Origin of the sequence: Streptococcus sp. OMI870 (assembly GCF_047460295.1) — a bacterium.
Classification (GTDB): Bacteria; Bacillota; Bacilli; order Lactobacillales; family Streptococcaceae; genus Streptococcus.
In genome coordinates, this window is record NZ_JASHGM010000003.1 from 150,590 (window position 1) to 174,235 (window position 23,646).

Consider the following 23,646-nt stretch of genomic DNA (forward strand, 5'->3'; position numbering starts at 1 on the left):
ACGATGAAACAAGATGAAAGAAAAGCCTTGATTGGCAAATACATTCTATTGATTCTAGGATCGGTTCTGATTTTAGTGCCCCTCCTTGCCACCCTCTTTAGTTCCTTCAAACCCACCAAGGATATCGTAGATAATTTCTTTGGCTTTCCAACCAACTTCACATGGGACAACTTTAGCCGTCTCTTAGCGGATGGGATCGGAGGCTATTACTGGAACTCTGTCGTCATCACTGTCTTGTCTTTACTTGCAGTAATGCTCTTTATCCCCATGGCAGCCTACTCCATCGCACGCAATATGAGTAAGAGAAAAGCCTTTACCATCATGTACACCCTCTTAATCCTTGGGATCTTCGTCCCATTCCAGGTTATCATGATTCCAATTACCGTTATGATGAGTAAACTCGGTTTGGCTAATACCTTTGGTTTGATCTTGCTCTACTTGGCCTATGCGATTCCACAGACCCTCTTCCTCTATGTCGGCTATATCAAAATCTCAATCCCAGAAAGTCTGGATGAAGCAGCAGAGATCGATGGGGCTAATAAATTTACAACCTATTTCCGCATCATCTTCCCAATGATGAAACCGATGCATGCGACAACCATGATCATCAATGCCCTTTGGTTCTGGAATGACTTTATGTTGCCACTCCTTGTCTTGAACCGGGATTCCAAAATGTGGACTCTGCCATTGTTCCAATACAACTACGCAGGCCAATATTTCAACGACTACGGACCAAGCTTTGCCTCATACGTGGTCGGCATTATCAGTATCACCATTGTCTATCTCTTCTTCCAACGCCATATCATCGCAGGAATGAGCAACGGCGCAGTGAAATAAGATACAAAGGGACGATTCAGCTTGCTGAAAATTTCTGTAGCACCCTAGGGCATCCACATCCGTAAACGACTGAAGTAGTAACGGCTGTGGAAATATAGGAAATCGACGTAGTGTGCTTGCACACAAGGAGATTTATCTTTTTTCCTAAGAAATTAGTCCCGTGTTCAATTCCGTATACAAAGGGGCGATTCAGCTTGCTGATTTAAATCGTATCCTATGAAGCAATTCTTAAAATACATAAACTCATAAAAGCCAGGTCTCTTCAGACTTAGCTTTCAAAAAAGGAAAGGAAACCATTATGCCCATTCAAAATAAGACCATGTTAATTACTTACTCAGATAGTTTAGGAAACAACCTTAAGGATCTCTATGAAAATCTAGAGAAACATTTTGGGGATGCAGTCGGTGGGGTTCACCTCTTGCCTTTTTTCCCATCAACTGGTGACCGTGGCTTTGCGCCTGTGGACTATGACCAAGTGGATCCAGCCTTTGGAGATTGGGAAGATGTCAAACGACTGGGGGACAAGTACTATCTCATGTTTGACTTTATGATCAATCACATTTCCCGTCAGTCTAAATACTACAAAGATTATCAAGAGAAGCACGACCAAAGTGCTTACAAGGATCTCTTTCTCAACTGGGACAAGTTCTGGCCGGAGAATCGTCCGACTCAAGCGGATGTGGACTTGATTTATAAGCGCAAGGATCGAGCTCCCAAACAAGAAATTACCTTTGCGGATGGGACAACTGAGCATCTCTGGAATACCTTCGGGGAAGAGCAGATCGACTTGGACGTGACCAAGGAAGTGACCATGGACTTTATCCGCAAGACCATCGAACACCTGGCAAGCAATGGTTGTGACCTCATTCGCCTAGATGCCTTTGCCTATGCGGTCAAGAAATTGGATACCAATGATTTCTTCGTGGAGCCAGACATTTGGGACTTGCTGGACAAGGTGCGTGATATGGCAGCCAGCTACGGTGCGGAGCTCTTGCCAGAGATTCATGAACACTATTCCATCCAATTTAAGATTGCCGATCACGACTATTATGTCTATGACTTCGCGCTACCCATGGTGACCCTCTATACCCTCTATAGCTCAAAAGTGGATCGCCTTGCCAAGTGGTTGAAGATGAGTCCCATGAAGCAATTCACGACACTTGACACACATGACGGGATTGGGGTAGTTGATGTCAAGGATATCTTGACAGATGAAGAAATTGACTATGCATCAAATGAGCTCTACAAGGTAGGAGCAAATGTGAAACGCAAGTATTCAACAGCAGAGTACAACAACTTGGACATCTACCAAATCAATTCGACCTACTATTCAGCACTTGGAGATGACGATCGCAAGTACTTCCTAGCCCGCTTGATTCAAGCCTTTGCGCCGGGCATTCCACAAGTGTATTATGTTGGATTCCTAGCTGGGAAGAATGATTTGGAACTCTTAGAAAACACCAAGGAAGGACGCAATATCAACCGTCATTACTACAGCAATGAAGAAATTGCTCAAGAAGTAGAGCGTCCAGTTGTGAAATCCCTTCTCAAGCTCTTTAGTTTCCGGAACAACTCGCAAGCTTTTGACTTAGAAGGAAGCATTGAGGTGGAAACACCAGATGAACATACCATTGTCATTACGCGCCAAAACAAAGACCAGACCGTCACAGCAACAGCCCGAATCAATCTTGCTGACGGGACTTACCAAGTGACAGAAAATGGTCAAGACATTGTGTTTTAAAAAAATAGGAATGAACTAAAGGATAAGTGAAAAAGCGCTTATCCTATTTTTTATTTCAGGTATTGCAACCGTTTACAAAACTATAAAACAATGGTACAATATCCATGAAGAAAGGAGGTCGCTTTATGAAAAAAATCATTTATCCATCTGCGGCCCTATTAACGGCTTTTGCTCTATTATCGGTCCAAACAGCAAAGGCAGACACAGTTCAAACACCGGATCAAGCCAATGAACCGGCAGCAACAGTCGAAGAGGTTGTGGCTTCTCCAGCTCCAGAAACCTCCACAGAAAATCAGGAAGGGGTAGCAGAACCGTCAACTGTGACTGATCGTGAAGCAGTCCCGGCAGCTTCCCCAACGGAAACAACAACGGAGACGGCATCTCCTCAAGTGGAAAAACTACTTGAAGACATGCCTCTCAAGCAAAAGGTTACGCAAATGATCATGCCGGACTTCCGTAAGTGGCAGGAGGCAGGTCAGGAGTCACCACAAGATCTCACCAAGGTCAATGCTGAAGTAGCAGATGCGATCGATAAATATGATTTTGGAGGCGTCATTCTTTTTGCTGAAAACGTCAAAGAAACCAAGCAGACCCTAGCTCTGACCCAAGATATGCAAAAAGCAGCGATTGAAAACAAGGCCAATAACGGGAAGATTCCGCTATTGTTAGCGATTGACCAAGAAGGGGGCATCGTCTATCGATTGGGTAGCGGTACAGCTCTCCCCGGAAATATGGCGATCGGAGCGACCAATGATCCTAAACTAGCTAAAGAGGCCGGTCAAATCATCGGACGTGAACTTTCTGCACTAGGCCTGAATGTGGACTTCGCTCCGGTTCTAGATACCAATAATAATCCACAAAACCCTGTCATTGGGCTTCGTTCCTTCTCCTCTGATCCAAACCGGGTTGCTTACTTAGGAATTCCAATGATGAAAGGGATTCAAGACTACAATGTCGCTGTAGCTGCTAAGCATTTCCCAGGTCATGGAGATACAGCGGTCGATTCCCATACAGGTCTCCCCTTGGTGGACAAATCTCTTACCGAACTTGAAAAATTAGAACTCCTTCCATTCAAAAAAGCCATGGATGCTGGCGTAGACCTCTTGATGACGGCCCATATCCAATACCCACAAATTGAAAAAGATCAGGTTGTGTCAAAAGAAACTGGTGAGAAAATTTATGTTCCAGCGACACTCTCTGATGATATTTTAACGGGCTTGGTACGGAAGAAATACGGCTATAAGGGCGTGATTGTTTCTGATGCCATGGGAATGGATGCTATCGCTAAGAACTTCGGTGAAGTCGAAGCTGTAAAAATGGCCATCAAGGCTGGAGTTGATTTGGTCTTGATGCCAACGACCCTTCGCAGTAAAACCGATTTAAGCAAGATTGATACCATTGTCGATGAAGTGGTGCGTGCGGTACAAACGGGTGACATCTCAGAAGAACGTTTAAATGAGTCAGTTCGTCGGATTCTCACCCTCAAAGAAAAACGTGGGGTCCTGAATTTTGATCCGAGTGCTCGGACGCCTGAAAAAGCAGAAGAAGCAGTCGGCTCCAACCTTAATCGTGATTTGGAACGCAAGATTGCAGCAGCAGCGGTGACGGTTGTAAAAAATGAAGACCATACCTTGCCATTTAAGGTTCAAAAAGGAGATCATGTCCTCCTCCTAGGAGCGTTTGAAAATGAAGTCCCTGGACTAAATTTGGGCATGCGTCGCTTAATCGCGGATGGAGTGCTTCCAAAAGATACCTCCTTTGTGGCCAAGAACTTCACTAAAGAATCCACCCTTGATAGTCTAAAAGAAGACCTCGAAAAAGCTACTCACATCGTCGTGATTTCAGAGATCGGTTATGAAGGGCAACTGGATAAAAATTTCTGGCGAACCAAGATCCCAACTGATATCGTCCATTATGCCAACACCAACCATAAGAAGGCAGCTGTCCTTTCCATCTCGAAACCTTATGATGTAGCCAACTATCCAGCAGCCAAAGCTATTCTAGCAGTCTATGGAAATAAGGGAATGGATCCGACAGAATCCCTCAAACCAGACAATGCCTTCGGTCCTAATATTCCTGCAGGAGTGGAAGTCATCTTCAATGGTAAGGAACACGTAGGTACCTTACCGGTGGATATTCCAAAAATTGTAGATGGAAAAATGTCGGAAACAGAGTATGCTTACCGTATTGGTCATGGTCTCTTCTATCCAGCACCTGCTCCATTACCAACACCATTACCAACACCAGAAGCCCAAGACCCAACTTCACCAGTTTTAGATCCAACCCATCAGACAAAACCAGTAGTGGTTGGAAATACAGAGACACAGGTCCTTCTTAGCAAGCAAGAAAATGCAAGCTCTCTTGATAGACCACAAGTTACTCCGGTCTCTGTGTCACATGACACTGCTCAGGCTCCTGCAAGTGTATCCGCTAGTCCTGCTTCATCGGTATTGCCAAAGACCGGGCAAACCGAGAACCTCCTAGCCCTTATGGGTGTCAGCCTCTTAACCTTCCTTGGATCTTTTGTCTATCCAAGAAAGAAAAACTAAGGAATGAAGAATCTCAATTGGGTCACTCCCAATTGAGATTTTTTGGTAAAACTTTACTAAAATTAACTCAAAATAGAAAAGTATAAGAGGTCGAGATAGAGCAGGAAAGCTCTATTGTAAGCTTTTTGAAGACAATATAAAAAATAAATAAAATTTTACTAAAAATACTTGAAGTTTTACTTTTCATCGATTATAATAAAAGTATAAAAACGTTTACAAAACTAAAAGGAGTTTCTCATGACTACATCAATCACGTCTCAAGATCTACAAGAAAAGTTTCAGGCTGTCTTTGGCGAGAAGGCTGATCATACCTTCTTTTCACCAGGACGGATTAATTTGATCGGTGAACACACAGACTACAACGGAGGGCATGTCTTCCCAGCAGCCATTACGCTTGGTACCTACGGAGCTGCAAGAAAGCGTGAGGATAAAGTCTTGCGTTTCTTCTCAGGAAATTTTGAAGACAAGGGGATCATTGAAGTTCCGCTTGAAAACCTCCACTTTGAAAAAGAGCACAACTGGACCAACTATCCAAAAGGCGTGCTCCATTTCTTGAAAGAAGCTGGTCATGTCATTGATAGCGGCATGGACGTCTATGTCTACGGCAATATTCCAAATGGATCTGGTCTTTCTTCTTCAGCTTCCCTTGAGCTCTTGATTGGCGTCATCGCTGAGAAATTATACGATCTTCACTTAGATCGTCTAGATCTGGTCAAGATCGGGAAACAAACCGAAAATCACTTCATCGGGGTTAATTCTGGTATCATGGACCAATTTGCCATCGGTATGGGGGCTGATCAACGGGCTATTTATCTCGATACCAACACCCTAGAATATGATTTGGTACCGCTCGATCTTAAAGACAATGTCGTGGTCATCATGAATACCAACAAACGCCGGGAATTAGCGGATTCCAAATACAATGAACGTCGTGCGGAATGTGAAACCGCCGTCTCTGAACTCCAAGAAAAACTAGACATCCAAACCTTAGGGGAATTGGATCTCTGGGCTTTTGATGCTTACAGCTACTTGATTAAGGATGAAAATCGCATCAAACGGGCTCGTCATGCTGTACTTGAGAACCAACGGACCCTCCAAGCACGCAAGGCGCTTGAAGCAGGTGATTTGGAAGGCTTTGGCCGTCTCATGAATGCTTCCCACGTATCCTTGGAGCATGACTACCAAGTGACTGGTCTAGAATTGGATACCTTGGTGCATACAGCCTGGGAACAAGAAGGAGTGCTTGGTGCTCGTATGACGGGAGCAGGCTTTGGTGGTTGCGCCATCGCCCTTGTCAACAAAGATAAGGTTGAACCATTTAAAGAAGCTGTCGGCAAACGCTATGAGGAAATCGTTGGCTATGCGCCAAGTTTCTACATTGCAGAGGTTGCTGCGGGAACACGGGTGCTTGATTAAAAAGGAGATAGGATGACAGAACTGGTATTAGATGCATTTGTCACAGCCGTCATTGATGCAAGTGACTATGAAGAGATGGATCGGATTTATCTAAAAAACCGCGTTATGAGTCGCATTGGAGAAGAAGGGCTAGACGCCCCAGCTCATCAAGCTGACTTGATCGCACTCAAAGATCAGCTGGTGGAAATCGCAGTTGCGAATAGTAAGATCCAAGATAGCATGGCCGCAAAGGACAGCTTGGGAGCAGAGTTGATGGATTGGATCACACCCAGTCCTAGTCAGGTCAACCGCTATTTCTGGGAGACTTACGGTCAGTCCAAGGAAGATGCGATTGCTGATTTCTACGCCCTCTCTAAGCGCAATGATTACATCAAGGTCAAGGCGATTGCACAAAACATTGCCTTTGAGGCAGAAACTCCCTATGGCTCCCTTGAAATCACCATCAATCTGTCAAAACCTGAAAAAGATCCTAAAGACATCGCAGCGGCGAAGCTGGCTAAAGCTAGTCATTATCCAGCCTGCCAACTGTGCTTTGAAAATGAAGGCTATCAAGGTCGCCTAGACCATCCTGCCCGTGCCAATCATCGGATCATCCGCTTTGACATGGACGGTCATGACTGGGGCTTCCAGTATTCCCCTTATGCCTACTTCAATGAACACTGCATTTTTCTCGATAGCCAGCATGTTCCTATGGCCATTAGCCGCAAGACCTTTGAGCGACTCTTGACCATTGTCGAGACTTTTCCAGGCTATTTTGCAGGCTCCAATGCAGATCTACCCATTGTAGGAGGATCCATCCTGACTCATGACCATTATCAAGGCGGACGCCACACCTTCCCTATGGAGCTGGCTCCTGTTGAGGAAAGCTTTACCATTGAGGGCTTTGAAGCTGTATCGCTAGGAATTGTAAACTGGCCTATGTCAGTTCTTCGTTTGCAATCGGACGACAAGGCACAATTGATTGCCCTGGCAGACCATATCCTAACAGCCTGGCGAAGCTACTCGGATCCAGCTGTGCTAGTCTTAGCGGCATCCGACGGTCAGCCCCACCATACCATTACCCCTATTGCACGGATCCGTGATGGGCATTATGAACTGGACTTGGTGCTCCGTGACAACCAAACCTCACCAGAGCATCCCGATGGTATTTATCACCCACATGCGGATGTGCAACACATTAAAAAAGAAAATATCGGCCTGATCGAAGTCATGGGCCTAGCGATTTTGCCACCACGACTCAAGGAAGAGCTCAAGCAGGTCCAAAACTATTTGCTTGACCGTGAGAGCACACTGGCAACCTACCACCAGGACTGGGCTGCTGACTTGAAAGCCACTCACCCATCCATCACAGAAGAAGCAGAAGCAGAAACCATTGTTCGTGAATCAGTCGGTCAGATCTTTGCGCGCGTGCTCGAAGATGCCGGTGTCTACAAGAGAAGCGCAGAAGGACAAGCTGCGTTTAGACGCTTTGTTGCGACACTTTAAGTGTGGAGAAGCGACAGAAATTTGATACAATAAGAGAGAAGACAAAGAAGCGAAAGGAAAACAAATGGCAATACTCGTACTCGGAGGAGCTGGCTATATCGGTTCCCACATGGTAGACCGTTTGGTCAATGAAGGACAGGAAAAAGTCGTCGTGGTCGATAGCCTGGTCACAGGCCACCGTGCAGCGGTGCATCCAGATGCCGTCTTTTACCAAGGAGACCTAGCGGATCAAGACTTTATGCGCACTGTTTTTAAGGAACATGCAGATATTGATGCGGTCATCCACTTTGCGGCCTACTCACTGGTCGCGGAATCTATGGCGGATCCATTGAAATATTTTGACAACAATACAGCTGGCATGGTCAAACTCTTGGAAGTCATGCATGAATGTGGGGTGCACTACATCGTCTTTTCTTCAACCGCTGCCACCTACGGTATTCCAGAAGAGATTCCGATTCTTGAAACCACTCCACAAAAACCAATTAATCCTTATGGCGAAAGCAAACTCATGATGGAAACCATCATGCGCTGGGCCGATCAAGCCTATGGCATCAAGTATGTGCCCCTTCGTTACTTTAATGTGGCTGGTGCTAAGCCAGACGGGTCGATTGGCGAAGACCACGGACCAGAGACCCACCTCTTACCAATCGTTTTACAAGTAGCCCAAGGTAAACGCGAGAAGATCGCAATTTTTGGAGATGACTACGATACACCAGATGGTACCAATGTTCGGGACTATGTCCATCCATTTGACTTGGCAGATGCCCATCTGCTTGCGGTGGAGTATCTCAGAAAAGGGAATGAATCGACTGCCTTTAATCTGGGCTCATCGACCGGATTCTCTAATCTTCAAATCGTTGAAGCAGCCCGCAAGGTGACGGGACATCCGATTCCACTTGAAATTGCAGATCGTAGACCAGGAGATCCAGATACCTTGATCGCATCCTCTGAGAAGGCGCGTGCAATTCTCGGCTGGCAACCAAAATTTGATAATATCGAAACCATCATCCAAACAGCCTGGGCTTGGCATTCCAGCCACCCAGAAGGCTACAATGATCGATAAGGAGGGGACTGCAACCATCATTTTTGAGGCTTTTCTAATAACATCTAAAACGACAGTTGATCTTTCTAAATGACTCGTTTCAGACGTCAGTCATTTCCCTAACCATCATAAAAAAGTGAGGTATTCAAAATGAATAAAACCACAAAAATGTTAGCCGTCTTTTTGACAGCGGGTCTTCTTTTAGCTGGTTGCGGACAAAAAGAGAGTACGAAATCTACTAGTCCATCGTCCACTAAAGCGACCAGTAAAGCAACAAGCAAATCATCCGCTAAAGAAAAGACAAAAGAGTCATCAACTGATGAAAGCAAAAAAGAAGATGCACTAGCAGGTGCACAAAAAACCGTTCTCGAAACGAGTGATGAAGCAGGTAAGTCCACTGTAACCTTGTATTACAAGGGAGATACTTTGTTGGTACAAGAAAAAGTTGATGATTACGACGTCTCAAAAGTGCCTGGTGAGAACCCTCTTGAATCCATGAAAGAAGCCGTTGCTAAGAGTCAAGAAAAATTCAAAGATCTGATGGGCCATGGATTTGAACTGACATCAGAATACAAAGACGGAATCTTTTATATTCGCAATACCATTGATTACACAAAAATCGATTTGAAAAAATTAAAAGAAATCGTACCAGGCTTTAATCCGCTAGATGACAATACAGTCAGTTATTCAGTAACGAAAGACAGTCTTATCAAGGGCGGTATGGTAGAAAAATAAACAAAATGGAGAGCAGTTCAGTTTGCTGCTCTCTTTTTGTTTTAGCATGAATTCATGGGCATATTTTGGTAGAATAGGAATTAAGAAAAATAGTGAAATGGATGAACACGTCATTATGATAGCAGGAGTATAGAGTGAATATTCTTAAAAAAATTGAAGATAAAACATATCAAAATGAGGACTTAATAAATAATATAGAGTTAAATTCTGTAGTCTCCTACCATATCATTAAAGAAATTGTTAACAGTAAGATCAATGATATTACCGTTATTGATAAATTAATAGAAATTTCTGTCAGACTATCTGTCAATGATTCAGTTTTAGGTCCAATTTGTTTGGGGCATATGTCTTTAGCTGCATTAAGAAAATTAGGAATTGACGTAAGGAAACTTGATAATCATTCAGCTATTTCTGATTATGATTGGGAATTAGTTGATAAATTTTATAGCGAAAATGGATGGTGAGGGAATAGATTATTTCTAGAAATACGAATGTTAATTCAATTAATTGTATACTAAATTGAAAGAATACAGAGGGCACTGAAGTATAAATGATGAAAAGAACGTACTCCATAGTCGCTTTTGGAAATGAGCAAACAGATCAGATGCTGATTTTGAAGTTTACTGATCCAAAATTTCAATCGTTGTCAGACTTTTTAAATTCTGAGGTTCATAATTTTTACCCTCATGTTTATAAAGAATTGGAAGCAGTTGTTACAGGTCAAAAAGAAGTTTCAGACTTTGGCGGTAATATGCTCAATATTGATATAGGTAAAGAAGAAACCGAAGTATACTATCAAATGGATGATGAAAGTCTTGGACAACCTTGCTTTATCTCAACTGATGAACTATATAAATTAGTTATTGAGTGGAAAGAAATGGAAGAAAGAATGAAAAGAGGGGAAGATAGTTTTCCAGTGACCATAAATGAATTCGATATTAATAAAAAACTACCATTCCGAGAAAGAGATAGTTAGAGGTATGAAATCGTGAAAAATAGAATTCATTACATTACAAAACTTGAATTGCAAGATCGATTGCCTTTTAGTGGCTTTGTAGCAATTTTTGATGGGAAGCAGATCCAAAACAAAGAAGAGCTATTTCATTTTCTTGAAAAAACTGTCGGCCTTCCTGATACGAATAATTGGTCATCTATTACGGATTGGCTAACGGACCTCTCATGGATAAAAGCCGAAACATGCACCTTTATTTTTGAAAATGATGATAGTTTATTAAAAGACGACTTATCTTCTAAAGACTTATTTTTAGAAATTTTGGAAGAAGATGTTCTTCCTTGGTGGGAAAGTGATGTTGAAAAACATGTTGTTGGCGGTAAGGTCAAGAGTTTTCAAGTTTACATAGTGGAAAATTAAAAAATGGTACAAATTTTTATGGAGCTGCTTTAAGGTAACATAATCTTTATCAAAAAGATAAATATCGGGGCCCTGAACGAATAGTCATTTGTGATGATGGTTCAATTTGGTTTATTGAGGATCACTATCAAACATTTAATAGAATACGGTAGCATATGATTAGTAAATTTACAGATGAAGTCTTTGAAAAAATTGAAGAAATTTATGGGATAGTTTTGCCTCTTGAATTTAAGCGATTGTATCGTGATCTTGAACAACTCCCAAATGGATGGTATAACTGGGCAGATTTTTCAAGAGAAAACACTGACTACTTAAAGAAACAAATGGAAGATGTGATGGGGGAGATTGCGGATGAAATAGATGAGCTTGAATGGAATGATAACTGGGGAGAATGTCCAAATACCATTCATGAGGTTCATCATTTTATAAAAAGTAAAATGAAATCTGCACCAGCTTTAATGCCGATAGTTAGCCATCGATATATTGCTTGTGAACCTACTTCGGTTTCGCCGGTATTCTCAATTGTTGGATCAGAAATGATTTATTATTCAGCTAGTTTAAAAGATTTTTTAAAAGGTAAAACAATAACACAGGAAACCGCACTAACAGATTTGACACAGATTTCATTCTGGTCTGAGATAGCTCAGTAATTTTGCAATTCAAAATGAAGGATTCTCTATCCTCAAAAGGAATACCATATGTGACACAGTTATTAAAAGAAAAGCAAAAATCATTAGGAGATTTTGGAATCGAGGGTAAAGGTGAAAGAAATTAAATTTTATAAAGTAAATGATGATTATGGTTTTATGTCCAATTTTGCTCCCTACCCTTTTTCAGATGGTAGCAAAATCTGGCCAACATCAGAGCATTATTTTCAAGCGCAAAAGTTTTTAGTGCCCCAAATTCAAGAGAAAATTCGTCAGATAGCATCTCCGATGGATGCTGCTTTAGAGGGGCGCAATCGTCAAAATCCCTTGAGACCAGGTTGGGAAGAGGTCAAAGATGAGGTGATGCTTCAGGCCCTTCGGATGAAATTTAGCCAAAATCCAGAAATCTTGAAAGAATTGCTCGCGACAGGAGATGCCATCCTCATCGAACATACGCGAAATGATGCTTACTGGGCTGATGGGGGAGATGGCTCTGGGAAGAACAAGCTAGGCCTTCTCTTAATGCAAGTACGGGAAGAGTTGAAAAACTCTATCCTGTAAGATCTCTCCTCTAGCTATTCCATTTAACAGTCTGGGTTTGGTATAACAGTCAACTAGATAGTTACAATGATCAACAGGAGATATTCCTGAAGGTGTAATGTAAGATATTAGTGAAAAGATCGGAGAACATACATGAAATATAGTAAACTAGGCTGGGAAGAAGTTAGTAAGTTTGAGGAAATAAAAGGTTATGGACAACATATTTGGCGACATCATGAGAAATATTCTTTTGTTACAGATGAAGGGGGAATAGCTGAACAGAGGGTAGTCTATGAATTACCATTAGAACTATTTCAATCACCCTACCAAGTTTTTCTGAGTTACTTGAAAAGTCTAACTTAATTTGACAATTTAGGCAATAAAGAAATCCTAGACAAGCTTTTGAGCTATTCAGAAGACTTGAAATACCACTATAATCTCTATCAGCTCTTGCTTTTGCACTTTCAGAATAAGGAACCAGAGAAATTTTTTGGACTCATTGAAGACAATATAAAGAAGGTTCATTCTCTTTTTCAGACTGTCTTTAAAACATTTCTAAAGGACAAAGGGAAAATCATCAATGCCCTTCAGTTATCCTATTCCAACGCAAAATTGGAAGCGACTAATAATCTCATCAAACTTATCAAACGCAATTCCTTTGGTTTTCGGAACTTTGAAAACTTCAAGAAGCGAATTTTCATCGCTCTGAATATCAAAAAAGAAAGGACGAAATTTGTCCTTTCTCGAGCTTAGCTTTTCTTCAACCCTCTACAGTTGACAAAGAGCCGTAGATTTTAGGTATTTACCTTGTCTACTTAAGAGGTATCATATCATCGAGATAAAGGTGATTTGTTTGTTCCTAAGAATTAGGTTTTAGGTTTGACTTGTGGCAACTTCTGGAAAAAGCTTGTCTAGGATTTTTGGAGTGATAGCTTGTCCAGGACCTTCAGCACAATAGGTGTGAATATACATAGAGGGATTGAAGTTGAGCTCGATACAAGTGCAATGAGGTTTTTCCTTGCTAGCAGGCTGAGTTTTATCTGGAATGATGAGGTCAACCCCGCAAGCCCAGGCCCCCATGCTAGTCGCCATAGCTGCAGCTAATTCTTGATAGGATGAATCCATGGTCTCAGTGACATCAATAGAGTCGCCACCTGTAGAGATGTTGGAGTTACGGCGGAGATTGACCTTTTCCCCTTCTGGGAGAATATCATCAGGTGCATAACCTTGCTGAGTCAACATCAATTGTTCGATGTCTCCTAGCTTAATGATTTCCAGAGGTGAGCGGTGGTCACGGCCTCGCAATGGATTGGCATTTTTCTGAGCGACTAATTCACGAATGGTGTGTTTGCCATCACCGACAACATTAGCAGCAACACGAAGGAGGACAGCCTCACAACGCCCGTCCAGAATGAAGAAACGGTATTCGGTTCCTGGGATAAATTCTTCAACAAGAACAGCTGTATCTTCTGCAAAGGCAATCTCGAGAGCTTTCTTATAGTTATCAAGGCTGGCAGGCTCTTGGAAAATGGAAATGCCCAGACCGAAGTTGGTTGATTTTGGTTTAACCACAATTTGCTTGCCCTTGATAAGAGGATAGTAGGCTAGACCTTGTTCTAGACTGGTAAATTCGTCGCCGGCGGGGACAGGGAAGCCAGCATCAGCCAGGATTTTTTTGGTCACGGTTTTATTAGCCATGGCAAGAGGAACTACATAGTTGTCTTTTGAGGTCATGTTACCATTTTTGACGTACTCAACATGATCTTTATGCCAGAGTTTAAGGAATTGATCCTGCTCATCTAGGATTTCAAAATGAAGCCCTTTTTGAATGGCATCAAAGAACAGCATCTGGGTAGAAAGTTCCATCTCCTCATAACCCTTAAGGGCATAGTGGGCAGTCCAGTCGTAATCATGATAGGCAAGCGCCTTGTCAAGGGCAAAGTCAGAAAGGGACTTGTCTTTGATATGAGGAAGAAGTTGAGCAGCTAGTGTCTGACTGGAATCTGCAAAGGCATCTTTAACTTGTTTGACCAGCCCTTGATGATAGTCACCAAGCCCAAAATGTTGCACCAGTTGGTCTAGAGCTGTCGTAATGTTCTGAGTTTCAGCTTCAGAAGGTAGAGGTTCTAAAGGATGAGAGAGGGCAATTTTTTCATTCAGCGCGTGACCTTGAGCCAGAGCCTGATCAACATTTTCAGGGGCATCCAGCCAGAGGAAGGCTAGAAGGAGTAGGTGTACGGTATCCATGGTAGTTTGGCTAATACCGATACGCTCAAAGGGGTTGAGGTCGAAGTTACGGAATTCTAGGTAGGTGATTCCCTTGTCAAGGAAGGAGCGATTAACCTTTTGTCCACGGAAACGAACAGCCGAGTAAAATTCCTTTTCCGCAATCAAATCACCTTGTTCGATATAGTTTTCGATGGCAGAGACATAGTCTTCTAGGCTTGCAAAAGATACTTGTATTTCTTCCTTATTGACATAGCCGTGGTCACTGTTTCGGAAGGAACGCACGAGTTCTGGCACTTCTTGGTCGAAGAAGCCTTGCTCAGCAATAGGTGCAGCCCCAAAAAGATAGGTAATCACCCAACGGTAGCGCAAGTAGTTTTGAGCCAGCTTAAGATAGAGGGCGTTTTTGAAAGCAATTATATCAATCTGGTCACTTTCTTGGAATAGGGCTTCAACCAAATCTTTCCCTAGTTCCATATTATAGTGGATACCTGAGATAGCTTGTAGTTTAGTTCCGTATTTTTCGGCCAGGTAGTTACGATAATGGCGTTCAAATTCATTTTCCAGTTGGGCAACTTGGATTTCTTGGGCGTTGATACGAGGAGGCATGGACAAGGGCCAGAGAAGTTCATCTTTACTGATGGAACGTCCAGCTACATCGGTAATGGCTCCAAGAAATCGACGAGCCTCAGTGGTAGATTTAGCAACTGGTGTGATGAGTTCCATCTGAAACTCACAAAAATCTGTTTGAATATAAGGGTGGAAACTTCGAGCTCCTAGCCATGAAGGGTGAGGCGTATGTGCTAATTTTCCCTGTCTATCGACACGAAGACTTTCGCGTTCAATTCCAAAGTTAGCTTGAAGGATAGGGCTAGTAGGCTCCAGCTTTTGAAGCAGTTGATTTATAGTCATAGAGTCACCTTTTCATCTAATGTTAGTGATAGTCTATTATAAATAGGAGAAGAAAACAACTTTCCGCTACGGTTAAGGGGAATTTCCGAATGTTTCAGATAAGAATTCTTAAAACCAATTGTTTTTTAGCTCTATTATATGCAAAAATTGTAAAATACCCACTGATTTTTATGTAAAATGTTATTTCTCTTGGAATTTAAATCAAATTAGCCTATACTAATGACGTATATATGAGAACGAAAGAATCCCTAGGGTCGGCACTGCACCCATAAAATGAGACACAAGAAAACACTCCTGTTGAATTCTGGTAAACTAGAAACAGGGGTGTTTTGTTATGGTCAAAAAGCATATTCAGTAGAAACTAAACTAGCCTGTATCGAAATGAAGAAGGCAGGCAAATCAAATAAAGTTATCATGGATACCCTCAGCATCAAAAATGCTAGTCAGGCCAAGACCTGGTAGCGATGGTATCAGAATGATGAATTGTACCGTTTCCAACAACCCGTGGGGAAACAATATACTTATGGTAATGGGATGAAACAGTTATCTGAAGTGGAACAGTTACGTTTGCAGGTAGAATTACTAAAAAAGTATCAGAACTTGATAAGAGAATCGACAAAGTAAGTCTTATCAAGCTAGTAGAAGAGTATAAGAAAACGTGCCCTGTATCGATTATTTTAGAATGTTTCGGCGTCAAACGCTCCACCTTTATCGCTGGAAACAGGAGTGTAAGAATTCTCAGAAAAGAGACAAAATAGCAGATAATGGCTGTATCGAATGGTTTCACTCTGTTCTCAAGTCTGAAACCTTCTATCTCCATAAGTGGAGAAACATAACTGAAGATAGTCTAACAGATATTGTCAAAAATTACATCATATTTTATCCTGATAATTATGTATCACCATTGAAATAGCCTGCGTGGAACTTGTTTAGACACCGTTAGTTGTGGACAAGTTTCTTTTTTTATTTTAAGTGCACTAGATGAATCTCTCCCAAAATGTGTTGAAAATATAAATAGAACTCTGGCCTTCTCTTAATGCAAGTACGGGAAGAGTTGAAAAACTTCGACCTATAATCTCTCCTCTAGCTATTCCACCTATTTCATGCTAGAATAAAGAAAAACACATTTGGAGGCATTATGAATCAGACAGTGACTTATTTGCAGGAATTGACAGCCATTCCTTCACCGACCGGTTTTACACGGGAGATCGCAGACTACTTGGTCAAAACCATTGAAGGCTTTGGGTATGAAGTAACTCGGACGGCTAAGGGCGGCGTGAATGTGACCGTGCCTGGTGTGATCACAGACAAGCAACGCTATGTCACAGCCCATGTGGATACCTTGGGGGCTATTGTCCGCGCTGTGAAAGCAGATGGCCGCCTCAAGCTAGATCGTATCGGTGGTTTCCCTTGGAATATGATTGAAGGGGAAAATTGTACGGTCCATGTAGCCAATACAGGAAAGACCCATTCGGGGACAATTTTGGTCCATCAGACTTCTTGCCATGTCTACAAGGATGCGGGAACTGTCGAGCGGACCCAGGATAATATGGAAGTCCGTCTGGATGAAAAAGTGACCAACGAAAAAGAAACCCGTGCCCTTGGCATTGAAGTAGGTGATTTTGTCAGCTTTGATCCACGGACCATTGTGACAGACACCGGCTTTATCAAATCTCGTCACTTGGATGACAAGGTGAGTGCAGCGATTCTCTTGAATCTTCTGCGCGTCTACAAGGAAAAGAATATTCAATTGCCAGTAACGACTACCTTTGCCTTTTCAGTCTTTGAAGAAGTGGGGCATGGAGCTAATTCTAGTATCCCGTCTGAAGTGGTAGAGTACTTGGCAGTGGATATGGGGGCTATGGGAGATGACCAAGCGACGGATGAATACACGGTATCCATCTGTGTCAAAGACGCTTCAGGACCGTATCACTACGAATTCCGTCAGCATTTGGTAGCCTTGGCAAAAGCCCAAGAAATCCCTTATAAGTTGGATATCTATCCTTTCTATGGATCAGATGCCTCTGCAGCTATGAGCGCAGGAGCAGAAGTGAAACACGCTCTTCTCGGGGCAGGGATCGAGTCCAGCCACTCATATGAGCGGACCCACTTGGATTCTGTAGTCGCAACAGAGCGCATGGTCGATGCCTACCTCAAGAGCGACTTGGTAGAAGTTCGCTGACGTCCGTACTCACCTAAGGAAAGTCTCAAATTAGTTTTAACCGAAAATAAAAAGAGGCTGGGACAAAAGTCCTAGCCTCTTAATTGTTTTTGGATTGTCGAGCAAGACGCAGTGGTTGAGTGGGCTTTACTACGCTGATTTCATCAGCTTTTACAGCCCTACTCAACTGTGCGGAGGTGGGACGACGAAATCGAATTCTAACGAATTACTGATTTCTGTCCCACTCTCTTTTTCGAAAAAAAAATAATTTTCTGACAATTTCTTTCCTTCTGAAATTCTTTGTGGTATAATCTTAAAATAAACTTAAAATTTCTTAAGGAGTTTTACATGAAAAAAAGAAATGTCATCGCACTTGCGGGAGTTGCTCTCCTTTCAGCAGGTATCCTAGCGGCTTGTTCTGGTGGTTCTAAATCATCTAGTTCAAGCAACGGCCAAAAATTCTCATATGTCTATGAGACGGAGCCTGAAAACTTGAACTATATCACATCTGGTAAAGCAGCAACCCATGAAATCACAGGGAACTTGATTGATGGTTTGTTTGAAAATGACAAGTACGGAAATTTGATTCCTTCGCTTGCTAAAGATTGGACAGTTTCTCAAGATGGTTTGACTTATACCTATAAACTTCGTGATGATGCCAAATGGTATGATTCAGAAGGAGAAGAGTACGCAGATGTAACAGCTAAAGATTTCGTAACCGGAATCAAATATGCGGCTGATAACAAATCAGAAATGCTCTACATTATCCAAGATTCTATCAAAGGCTTGAATGACTACGTCAGCGGAAAAAATAAAGATTTCTCTGCTGTAGGAATTAAAGCAGTTGATGATCATACCCTTCAAGTTACTTTGAACCAGGCAGAGCCTTTCTGGAATTCTAAATTGACTCTTGGAATTACCTTCCCAGTCAACGAGAAATTCGTGAAATCAAAAGGGGATAAATTCGCCCAAGCAAGTGACACTAGCTCTCTTCTTTACAATGGTCCTTACATCTTGAAGAGCTTCACTTCTAAATCATCTATCGAGATGAGCAAGAATGAAAACTACTGGGATAAAGACAATGTTCACGTCACAGATGTTAAGCTAGAGTATTATGATGGTCAAGACCAAAGTAAAATGGCCAATTCATTTGAGGACAACGCTCTTAGCCTTGCTAAATTGTTCCCAACTGGACCTGGATTTACAGACCAAGCTAAGAAGTTTAAAGATGAAATCATCTACACTCCACAAGATGCCAGCACCTTCGTGATCGGGGTTAATATCGACCGTCAGTCATACAAGTACACTAAAAAAACAACAGATGAAGAAAAATCATCTACTAAGAAAGCTCTTTTGAACAAGGACTTCCGTCAAGCGATCAGCTTTGCCTTTGACCGTGAATCTTATGCTGCCCAAGCAAATGGTAAAGATGGAGCAAGCAAACTGATCCGTAACCTCTACATCCCACCTACATTCGTTCAAGCAGATGGCAAGACCTTTGGTGAAATGGTTAAAACTGAGTTGGTGACTTATGGAGACGAGTGGAAAGATGCAAATCTTGATGATGGTCAAAATGGTCTTTACAACGCAAAACAAGCCAAAGAAGAGTTTGCGAAAGCGAAATCTGCACTTGAAGCAGATGGTGTGAAATTCCCAATTCACTTGGATATGCCAGTTGACCAAACGACTCCATCGAAGGTTCAACGTGCTCAATCCTTCAAACAATCAGTTGAAAGCTCACTTGGAAAAGACAACGTCGTTGTCGACATCCATATGGTATCTAAAGAAGATCTCTTGAACGTGACCCTCTTTGCTGCTAAAGCAGAAGACGAAGACTGGGATATCTCAGATAACGTTGGATGGAGCCCTGACTACCAAGACCCATCAACTTACATGGATATCTTGAAAGCTTCATCTGGTGAAAATACTAAGACTTTCCTTGGATTTGATCCAAGCGAAAACAATGAGGCAGCTAAGAAAGTTGGCTTGTACGACTTTGAGAAGATGATAACGGAAGCAGGAGCTGAAACAAAGGATCTTAACAAACGTTTTGAGAAATATGCAGCAGCTCAAGCTTGGTTGACAGATAGTGCCTTGGTAATTCCTACAACATCTAAGACTGGTCGTCCATTCTTGACTCGTGTAGAACCATTCTCAGCACCATTCGGCTGGACCGGTGGTAAAGGGAAAGACAATGTTGTCTATAAAGGCATGAAGCTTCAAGACAAGGCTGTAACAACTGCTGACTACAACAAAGCTCTTGAAAAATGGAAGAAAGAGCAAGCAGAGTCAAACAAAAAAGCACAAGAAGAATTAAAAGATCATGTGAAATAAGCATCTTTTATCGAGGCAAATTTGCCTCGATTTTTTCTTGGAAAGAAATTGATATAAAAGCGCTTACATAGTATAATAGCTATATTGATTACAAAATGTAAGGAGACTGACATGAAAAAGAAAACAATGGTTTCTATTGTCGCATCAAGCTTACTGATCGCGCCGATGGTCTTGCATCAAGTGGCTGCTGCAGAGGAGCAGACGGGAGATTTGGTCCCTGCGACAGAAGTGCTCCATGCTCCAGTCGCAGAGGGGTCACCGACAGCAAGCGACACAAGCACTAGCTCTAGTGAAGAAGGGATAAGCTCAAGTGAGGCCTCGTTGGTTCGGGCAGCAGTTGTAAATCAAGTTGCTCCTTCATCAGTGGAACTTTCAAGACAAAGTGGTCCAACCGTCCCAGTAGCAAGTCCAGCAGCAACAAACAGGGAAGCTGCACCTCAATCCACTCCTACTTCAGAAGCACTGGCAACAAGTCAGGATTTGGCAAAAGTCACAGGTTCGACCCTTGCAGCGGATCAGACCTCTAAAGAGTTGACAGTGCAAGATGCTGTTAATGGCTTGCTTCAATGGGCAGCAACAGATCCTAGCCAATTGGGCCAAAGCCAAGCAGATCGCGAACGCTTTGCCAAGAGTTTAGGCTTGATTGAAAAATCAGAAGATCTGACTCGTAAGGTTAGTCAGCCAGAATTGGCCAAGATGTACGAAACAGCTAAGAAACTCTACGATGCCTATCGTGCTGAAAAGAAAAGCCCGCTCTTTTTAAATGGTCGTGCCCAGCCGATTTTCCCTTATACGACGGGAGAAAAAGAAGACCAAGACTACAAATATGAAGACAGCCAAATTGTACGCTTCCCAGTTTATGTCGAAACGGACTACGATACCGATGCAGATGGCAAGCCTGACTTAGTCAAAGCCATTGTTCAATTACCAAAAGCAGTCGCTCAAGGGGATTTTAAGGCAGCAACCATTCTGGAAGCGCGTCCTTACGTAGCGGGAACCTTGGATGAAAACTATGTGACTCTTGAAAGTCTGGGCTTGCCGACAGATGGATCCTACGACATGAAGAAGTTGCGGGAGCAACCAGCTAAACGCCAAGCAGTCGCCAGTGAAACAACAGTAGAAGCAGCGAAAAAAGCCAAAGCATCGGATTGGTACTACTACAGTCCCTACGAGTATATCTATGACTACGAAGATCTCAACTGGTACGACTATTTCTTGGTCAGAGGCTATGCCTTTATCTCGAGTGCTGGACTTGGGACCAAGGGATCAGAAGGATTTAACACGACAGGGTCTGACCTCGAAATCAATGCCTTCAAGAATATCATCGAATGGGTCAATGGCAAACGCAAAGCCTACACCGATAAGACAAGCAATATCGAAATCAAGGCAGACTGGGCAAGTGGCAATGTCGCAATGACCGGTCTATCCTGGGCTGGCACCACAACCTTTGGTGTGGCAGCGACTGGCGTAGAAGGCCTAAAGACCATCGTTCCAGCAGCAGGGATTGCTTCTTGGTATGATTATTTCAATAGCCAAGGGACCCAATTTGGCAATGCACCTTATAGTGACCTTTCATGGCTCTCCCTCTACGTTAGCACGCGGATGCTGGACCAAGACGATTGGGCAGGGATTTGGCAAAACTATTCCAACTACATCAACCAATTGAATAAGGACCAGTACGCTCATGATCGCAACTACAGTGATGTCTGGAAGGAGCGGGATTATACCCTTCATCCAGAAAATCTCAAGACCAGCGCCCTGATCGTCCATGGCTTGAATGATGACAATGTCAAGACCAAGCATTTTGAACTTATGTACGATGCCCTCAAGAAAGCAGGCCAAGATGTCAAGCTCTATCTCCACCAAGGGGATCACGTCTATCCAGCAGCGATGTCTCGTGGCTATGGGATCACCGCCAAGGGCCAAGATTTCTATGACCTACTCAATACCTGGCTGACCCATTACCTCTATGGTGTGGACAATCACATCGAAAGTTTGCCAGCAGTTCTAGCTCAAAACAACTATGATCCAAGTAAGTGGACCAGCTATGATAACTGGAAGAGCAGTCAACGTCTCTTCTTGAATGCTCAGTCGAAACGCTTGGAAGAAACCATTTCAAGTGACTATGCGGCTGCGGGTGTTGAGATCGCTAACCGTAATGAAACTGTCAGCAAAGCCTCCTCTAAGGCTAATCTGACCTTTGTTTCTGATGTTACTGAGGACACTACGATTAAGGGCCATATTCCCGCTCATTTCAAGGCAGCTCTAGCCAAGGGTCAAGGAAAGAATTTCCAAATCAACGCCCTCTTGGTAGACGTGGCAGATGAGGACTTTGACGTTGTGGGAAATGGTAGCGTCAAGCAAGATAAAACAGCAGACGCTTTCTGGATGGGAAGCAATTTAAGCAACTTATCTGTAGCCGAATACGAAACTATCAAGACCAAGTACAAGGTGATTGCTAAAGGGTGGATCAACCTTGCCAACCCTGAGTCTGGCTACGATTCAGCAAGTTCACGAGCTAGTATCGAGCCAAAAGTTGGGGAATACCATGATTATACGGTCTATCTCCAACCAAATCTCTATACGGTTAAGAAAGGTCACAAGTTAGCCCTAGTCTTTAACACCTATGACCCATCTGATTTAACGGTGGAGCATCCATATGAAGTAACCTTTAAGACAGATTCTATCCAGGCTGCGATTCCAATTGTCGAAAAGACCCGCGCCCAAAAGGCAGTCTATGTGCCAAGTGCAGGCGATACAGACTATGCAAACTTGCCAGAAATAGAAGGAGCTGCTCTAGTAGCACCAGAAGTACACGACAAGGAGGAATATATCCTTCCAACCCCAGAACATCTTGTCCAACCAAGCCCAACTATTCCTGACAAGGTAGAGGAGATGAAGACAGGATCAGCTACACAAGAGCAACCTCATCATACAGTAGCAGTATCCTATGGCCCTCAATTTGTTTCATCAGGATTGGTAGAAGATTTTCCTGCTACCAACTCTACAGCAGGAGGAGAACATCTAAACCATACGCTTCCACAAACAGGGAACAAAGAACATGCTCTGGGTCTCTTAGGTCTGTTTACCCTGACAGCTTCTAGCCTCATCTTTTGGCGCAAGAAGAAAGAAGAGGCCTAAGGAGTAACCGTAGCAAATATTTCTAAAATGGCCTCTTTTAGTGTAAAATAAAAGTAGAAATGTTAGATCAGTAGATGGCTACTGAAAAAGGAGGAAATATGGCACACGTAATCACAGATGCAACTTTTGAACAAGAAACTAGCCAAGGACTTGTCTTGATTGACTTTTGGGCAACTTGGTGTGGCCCATGTCGCATGCAAGCACCGATCTTGGATCAGTTGGCAGAAGAAGTACATGAAGATGATTTGAAAATCTGTAAGATGGATGTCGATGAAAATCCAAACACAGCGCGTCAATTCGGTATCATGTCGATCCCAACTCTTCTCTTTAAAAAAGATGGACAAGTTGTCAAACAAGTGGCTGGAGTTCATACCAAAGCCCAATTAAAAGAAATCATTGCAGAATTGAGCTAAAAAGAAGACTCGTTTTCCAAACTGGAAAACGAGTTTTTTTGATGCTCTTTATTTCTTTCAAATAGACGCGATACCCATTGACAGCGTTTTCTCAT

18 protein-coding genes and 2 pseudogenes are annotated in these 23,646 nt (G+C 42.7%); 19 read left to right on the forward strand and 1 reads right to left on the reverse strand.

Going from position 1 to position 23,646, the window contains the following annotated elements; all coding sequences use genetic code 11:
* The first annotated feature begins 3 nt into the window (after window positions 1-3).
* The 14 genes and pseudogenes from QM968_RS06845 to QM968_RS06910 all read left to right on the forward strand — a co-directional run.
* Window positions 4-837, forward strand: a complete 834-nt coding sequence (locus tag QM968_RS06845) for a carbohydrate ABC transporter permease (protein ID WP_129299155.1) — start codon at window positions 4-6, stop codon at window positions 835-837.
* Window positions 838-1,135: 298 nt separating this feature from the next.
* Complete coding sequence (gene gtfA, locus QM968_RS06850) at window positions 1,136-2,578, forward strand: sucrose phosphorylase (protein ID WP_414325765.1); 1,443 nt, start codon at window positions 1,136-1,138, stop codon at window positions 2,576-2,578.
* A gap of 125 nt (window positions 2,579-2,703) precedes the next feature.
* Window positions 2,704-5,127 (forward strand): glycoside hydrolase family 3 N-terminal domain-containing protein, encoded by a 2,424-nt coding sequence (locus QM968_RS06855; protein WP_414383158.1) that lies wholly within the window; start codon window positions 2,704-2,706, stop codon window positions 5,125-5,127.
* 237 nt (window positions 5,128-5,364) lie between these two features.
* Window positions 5,365-6,543 carry a galactokinase gene (locus QM968_RS06860; RefSeq protein WP_414383160.1) on the forward strand — a complete coding sequence of 393 codons (1,179 nt, stop codon included), beginning with the start codon at window positions 5,365-5,367 and terminating at the stop codon, window positions 6,541-6,543.
* Between the two features lie 12 nt (window positions 6,544-6,555).
* A complete protein-coding gene (galT, locus tag QM968_RS06865; protein WP_414325762.1) occupies window positions 6,556-8,028 on the forward strand; it encodes a UDP-glucose--hexose-1-phosphate uridylyltransferase in 1,473 nt (490 codons plus the stop codon).
* Window positions 8,029-8,092: 64 nt separating this feature from the next.
* Entirely contained in the window at window positions 8,093-9,091 is a 999-nt protein-coding gene (gene galE / locus QM968_RS06870; protein WP_414383162.1) for a UDP-glucose 4-epimerase GalE, read from the forward strand.
* A gap of 129 nt (window positions 9,092-9,220) precedes the next feature.
* Window positions 9,221-9,805: a DUF1307 domain-containing protein gene (locus QM968_RS06875; protein WP_414383164.1), complete on the forward strand. Its 585-nt coding sequence runs from the start codon at window positions 9,221-9,223 to the stop codon at window positions 9,803-9,805.
* Between the two features lie 134 nt (window positions 9,806-9,939).
* Window positions 9,940-10,269 (forward strand): hypothetical protein, encoded by a 330-nt coding sequence (locus QM968_RS06880; RefSeq protein WP_414383166.1) that lies wholly within the window; start codon window positions 9,940-9,942, stop codon window positions 10,267-10,269.
* 86 nt (window positions 10,270-10,355) lie between these two features.
* A complete protein-coding gene (locus QM968_RS06885; RefSeq protein ID WP_414383168.1) occupies window positions 10,356-10,781 on the forward strand; it encodes a hypothetical protein in 426 nt (141 codons plus the stop codon).
* Between the two features lie 12 nt (window positions 10,782-10,793).
* Window positions 10,794-11,177, forward strand: a complete 384-nt coding sequence (locus QM968_RS06890; RefSeq protein WP_414383170.1) for a barstar family protein — start codon at window positions 10,794-10,796, stop codon at window positions 11,175-11,177.
* Between the two features lie 155 nt (window positions 11,178-11,332).
* A complete protein-coding gene (locus QM968_RS06895) occupies window positions 11,333-11,827 on the forward strand; it encodes a hypothetical protein (protein ID WP_414383171.1) in 495 nt (164 codons plus the stop codon).
* A 111-nt stretch (window positions 11,828-11,938) separates the two neighbouring features.
* Window positions 11,939-12,385: an NADAR family protein gene (locus tag QM968_RS06900; RefSeq protein ID WP_414383173.1), complete on the forward strand. Its 447-nt coding sequence runs from the start codon at window positions 11,939-11,941 to the stop codon at window positions 12,383-12,385.
* 132 nt (window positions 12,386-12,517) lie between these two features.
* Window positions 12,518-12,727, forward strand: a complete 210-nt coding sequence (locus QM968_RS06905; RefSeq protein ID WP_414383288.1) for a hypothetical protein — start codon at window positions 12,518-12,520, stop codon at window positions 12,725-12,727.
* Window positions 12,728-12,733: 6 nt separating this feature from the next.
* Window positions 12,734-13,117, forward strand: a pseudogene (locus QM968_RS06910) (transposase); the annotation flags it as partial.
* Window positions 13,118-13,237: 120 nt separating this feature from the next.
* Here QM968_RS06910 and gshAB read toward each other — a convergent pair.
* The gene (gshAB, locus tag QM968_RS06915) at window positions 13,238-15,502 is read right to left on the reverse strand and encodes a bifunctional glutamate--cysteine ligase GshA/glutathione synthetase GshB (RefSeq protein ID WP_414383175.1); all 2,265 of its coding nucleotides are present in this window, start codon (window positions 15,500-15,502) and stop codon (window positions 13,238-13,240) included.
* A 381-nt stretch (window positions 15,503-15,883) separates the two neighbouring features.
* Here gshAB and QM968_RS06920 point away from each other — a divergent pair.
* The 5 genes and pseudogenes from QM968_RS06920 to trxA form a co-directional block, all read left to right on the forward strand.
* Window positions 15,884-16,090, forward strand: a pseudogene (locus QM968_RS06920) (IS3 family transposase); the annotation flags it as partial.
* Between the two features lie 550 nt (window positions 16,091-16,640).
* Complete coding sequence (locus QM968_RS06925) at window positions 16,641-17,684, forward strand: M42 family metallopeptidase (protein WP_414383177.1); 1,044 nt, start codon at window positions 16,641-16,643, stop codon at window positions 17,682-17,684.
* A gap of 327 nt (window positions 17,685-18,011) precedes the next feature.
* Complete coding sequence (locus tag QM968_RS06930) at window positions 18,012-19,997, forward strand: peptide ABC transporter substrate-binding protein (RefSeq protein ID WP_414383179.1); 1,986 nt, start codon at window positions 18,012-18,014, stop codon at window positions 19,995-19,997.
* Between the two features lie 111 nt (window positions 19,998-20,108).
* Window positions 20,109-23,138 carry a CocE/NonD family hydrolase gene (locus QM968_RS06935; protein ID WP_414383181.1) on the forward strand — a complete coding sequence of 1,010 codons (3,030 nt, stop codon included), beginning with the start codon at window positions 20,109-20,111 and terminating at the stop codon, window positions 23,136-23,138.
* A 98-nt stretch (window positions 23,139-23,236) separates the two neighbouring features.
* Window positions 23,237-23,551 carry a thioredoxin gene (gene trxA, locus QM968_RS06940; protein WP_003002728.1) on the forward strand — a complete coding sequence of 105 codons (315 nt, stop codon included), beginning with the start codon at window positions 23,237-23,239 and terminating at the stop codon, window positions 23,549-23,551.
* Window positions 23,552-23,646: the final 95 nt, after the last annotated feature.

Bases quoted from the DNA above. Each gene is read 5' to 3' on its own strand.
- galE (WP_414383162.1), top strand. From the start codon at position 8,093: ATGGCAATACTCGTACTCGGAGGAGCTGGCTATATCGGTTCCCACATG.
- trxA (WP_003002728.1), top strand. From the start codon at position 23,237: ATGGCACACGTAATCACAGATGCAACTTTTGAACAAGAAACTAGCCAA.
- gshAB (WP_414383175.1), bottom strand. From the start codon at position 15,502: ATGACTATAAATCAACTGCTTCAAAAGCTGGAGCCTACTAGCCCTATC.
- QM968_RS06905 (WP_414383288.1), top strand. From the start codon at position 12,518: ATGAAATATAGTAAACTAGGCTGGGAAGAAGTTAGTAAGTTTGAGGAA.
- gtfA (WP_414325765.1), top strand. From the start codon at position 1,136: ATGCCCATTCAAAATAAGACCATGTTAATTACTTACTCAGATAGTTTA.
- galT (WP_414325762.1), top strand. From the start codon at position 6,556: ATGACAGAACTGGTATTAGATGCATTTGTCACAGCCGTCATTGATGCA.
- QM968_RS06845 (WP_129299155.1), top strand. From the start codon at position 4: ATGAAACAAGATGAAAGAAAAGCCTTGATTGGCAAATACATTCTATTG.
- QM968_RS06895 (WP_414383171.1), top strand. From the start codon at position 11,333: ATGATTAGTAAATTTACAGATGAAGTCTTTGAAAAAATTGAAGAAATT.
- QM968_RS06875 (WP_414383164.1), top strand. From the start codon at position 9,221: ATGAATAAAACCACAAAAATGTTAGCCGTCTTTTTGACAGCGGGTCTT.
- QM968_RS06925 (WP_414383177.1), top strand. From the start codon at position 16,641: ATGAATCAGACAGTGACTTATTTGCAGGAATTGACAGCCATTCCTTCA.
- QM968_RS06855 (WP_414383158.1), top strand. From the start codon at position 2,704: ATGAAAAAAATCATTTATCCATCTGCGGCCCTATTAACGGCTTTTGCT.
- QM968_RS06860 (WP_414383160.1), top strand. From the start codon at position 5,365: ATGACTACATCAATCACGTCTCAAGATCTACAAGAAAAGTTTCAGGCT.
- QM968_RS06885 (WP_414383168.1), top strand. From the start codon at position 10,356: ATGATGAAAAGAACGTACTCCATAGTCGCTTTTGGAAATGAGCAAACA.
- QM968_RS06930 (WP_414383179.1), top strand. From the start codon at position 18,012: ATGAAAAAAAGAAATGTCATCGCACTTGCGGGAGTTGCTCTCCTTTCA.
- QM968_RS06935 (WP_414383181.1), top strand. From the start codon at position 20,109: ATGAAAAAGAAAACAATGGTTTCTATTGTCGCATCAAGCTTACTGATC.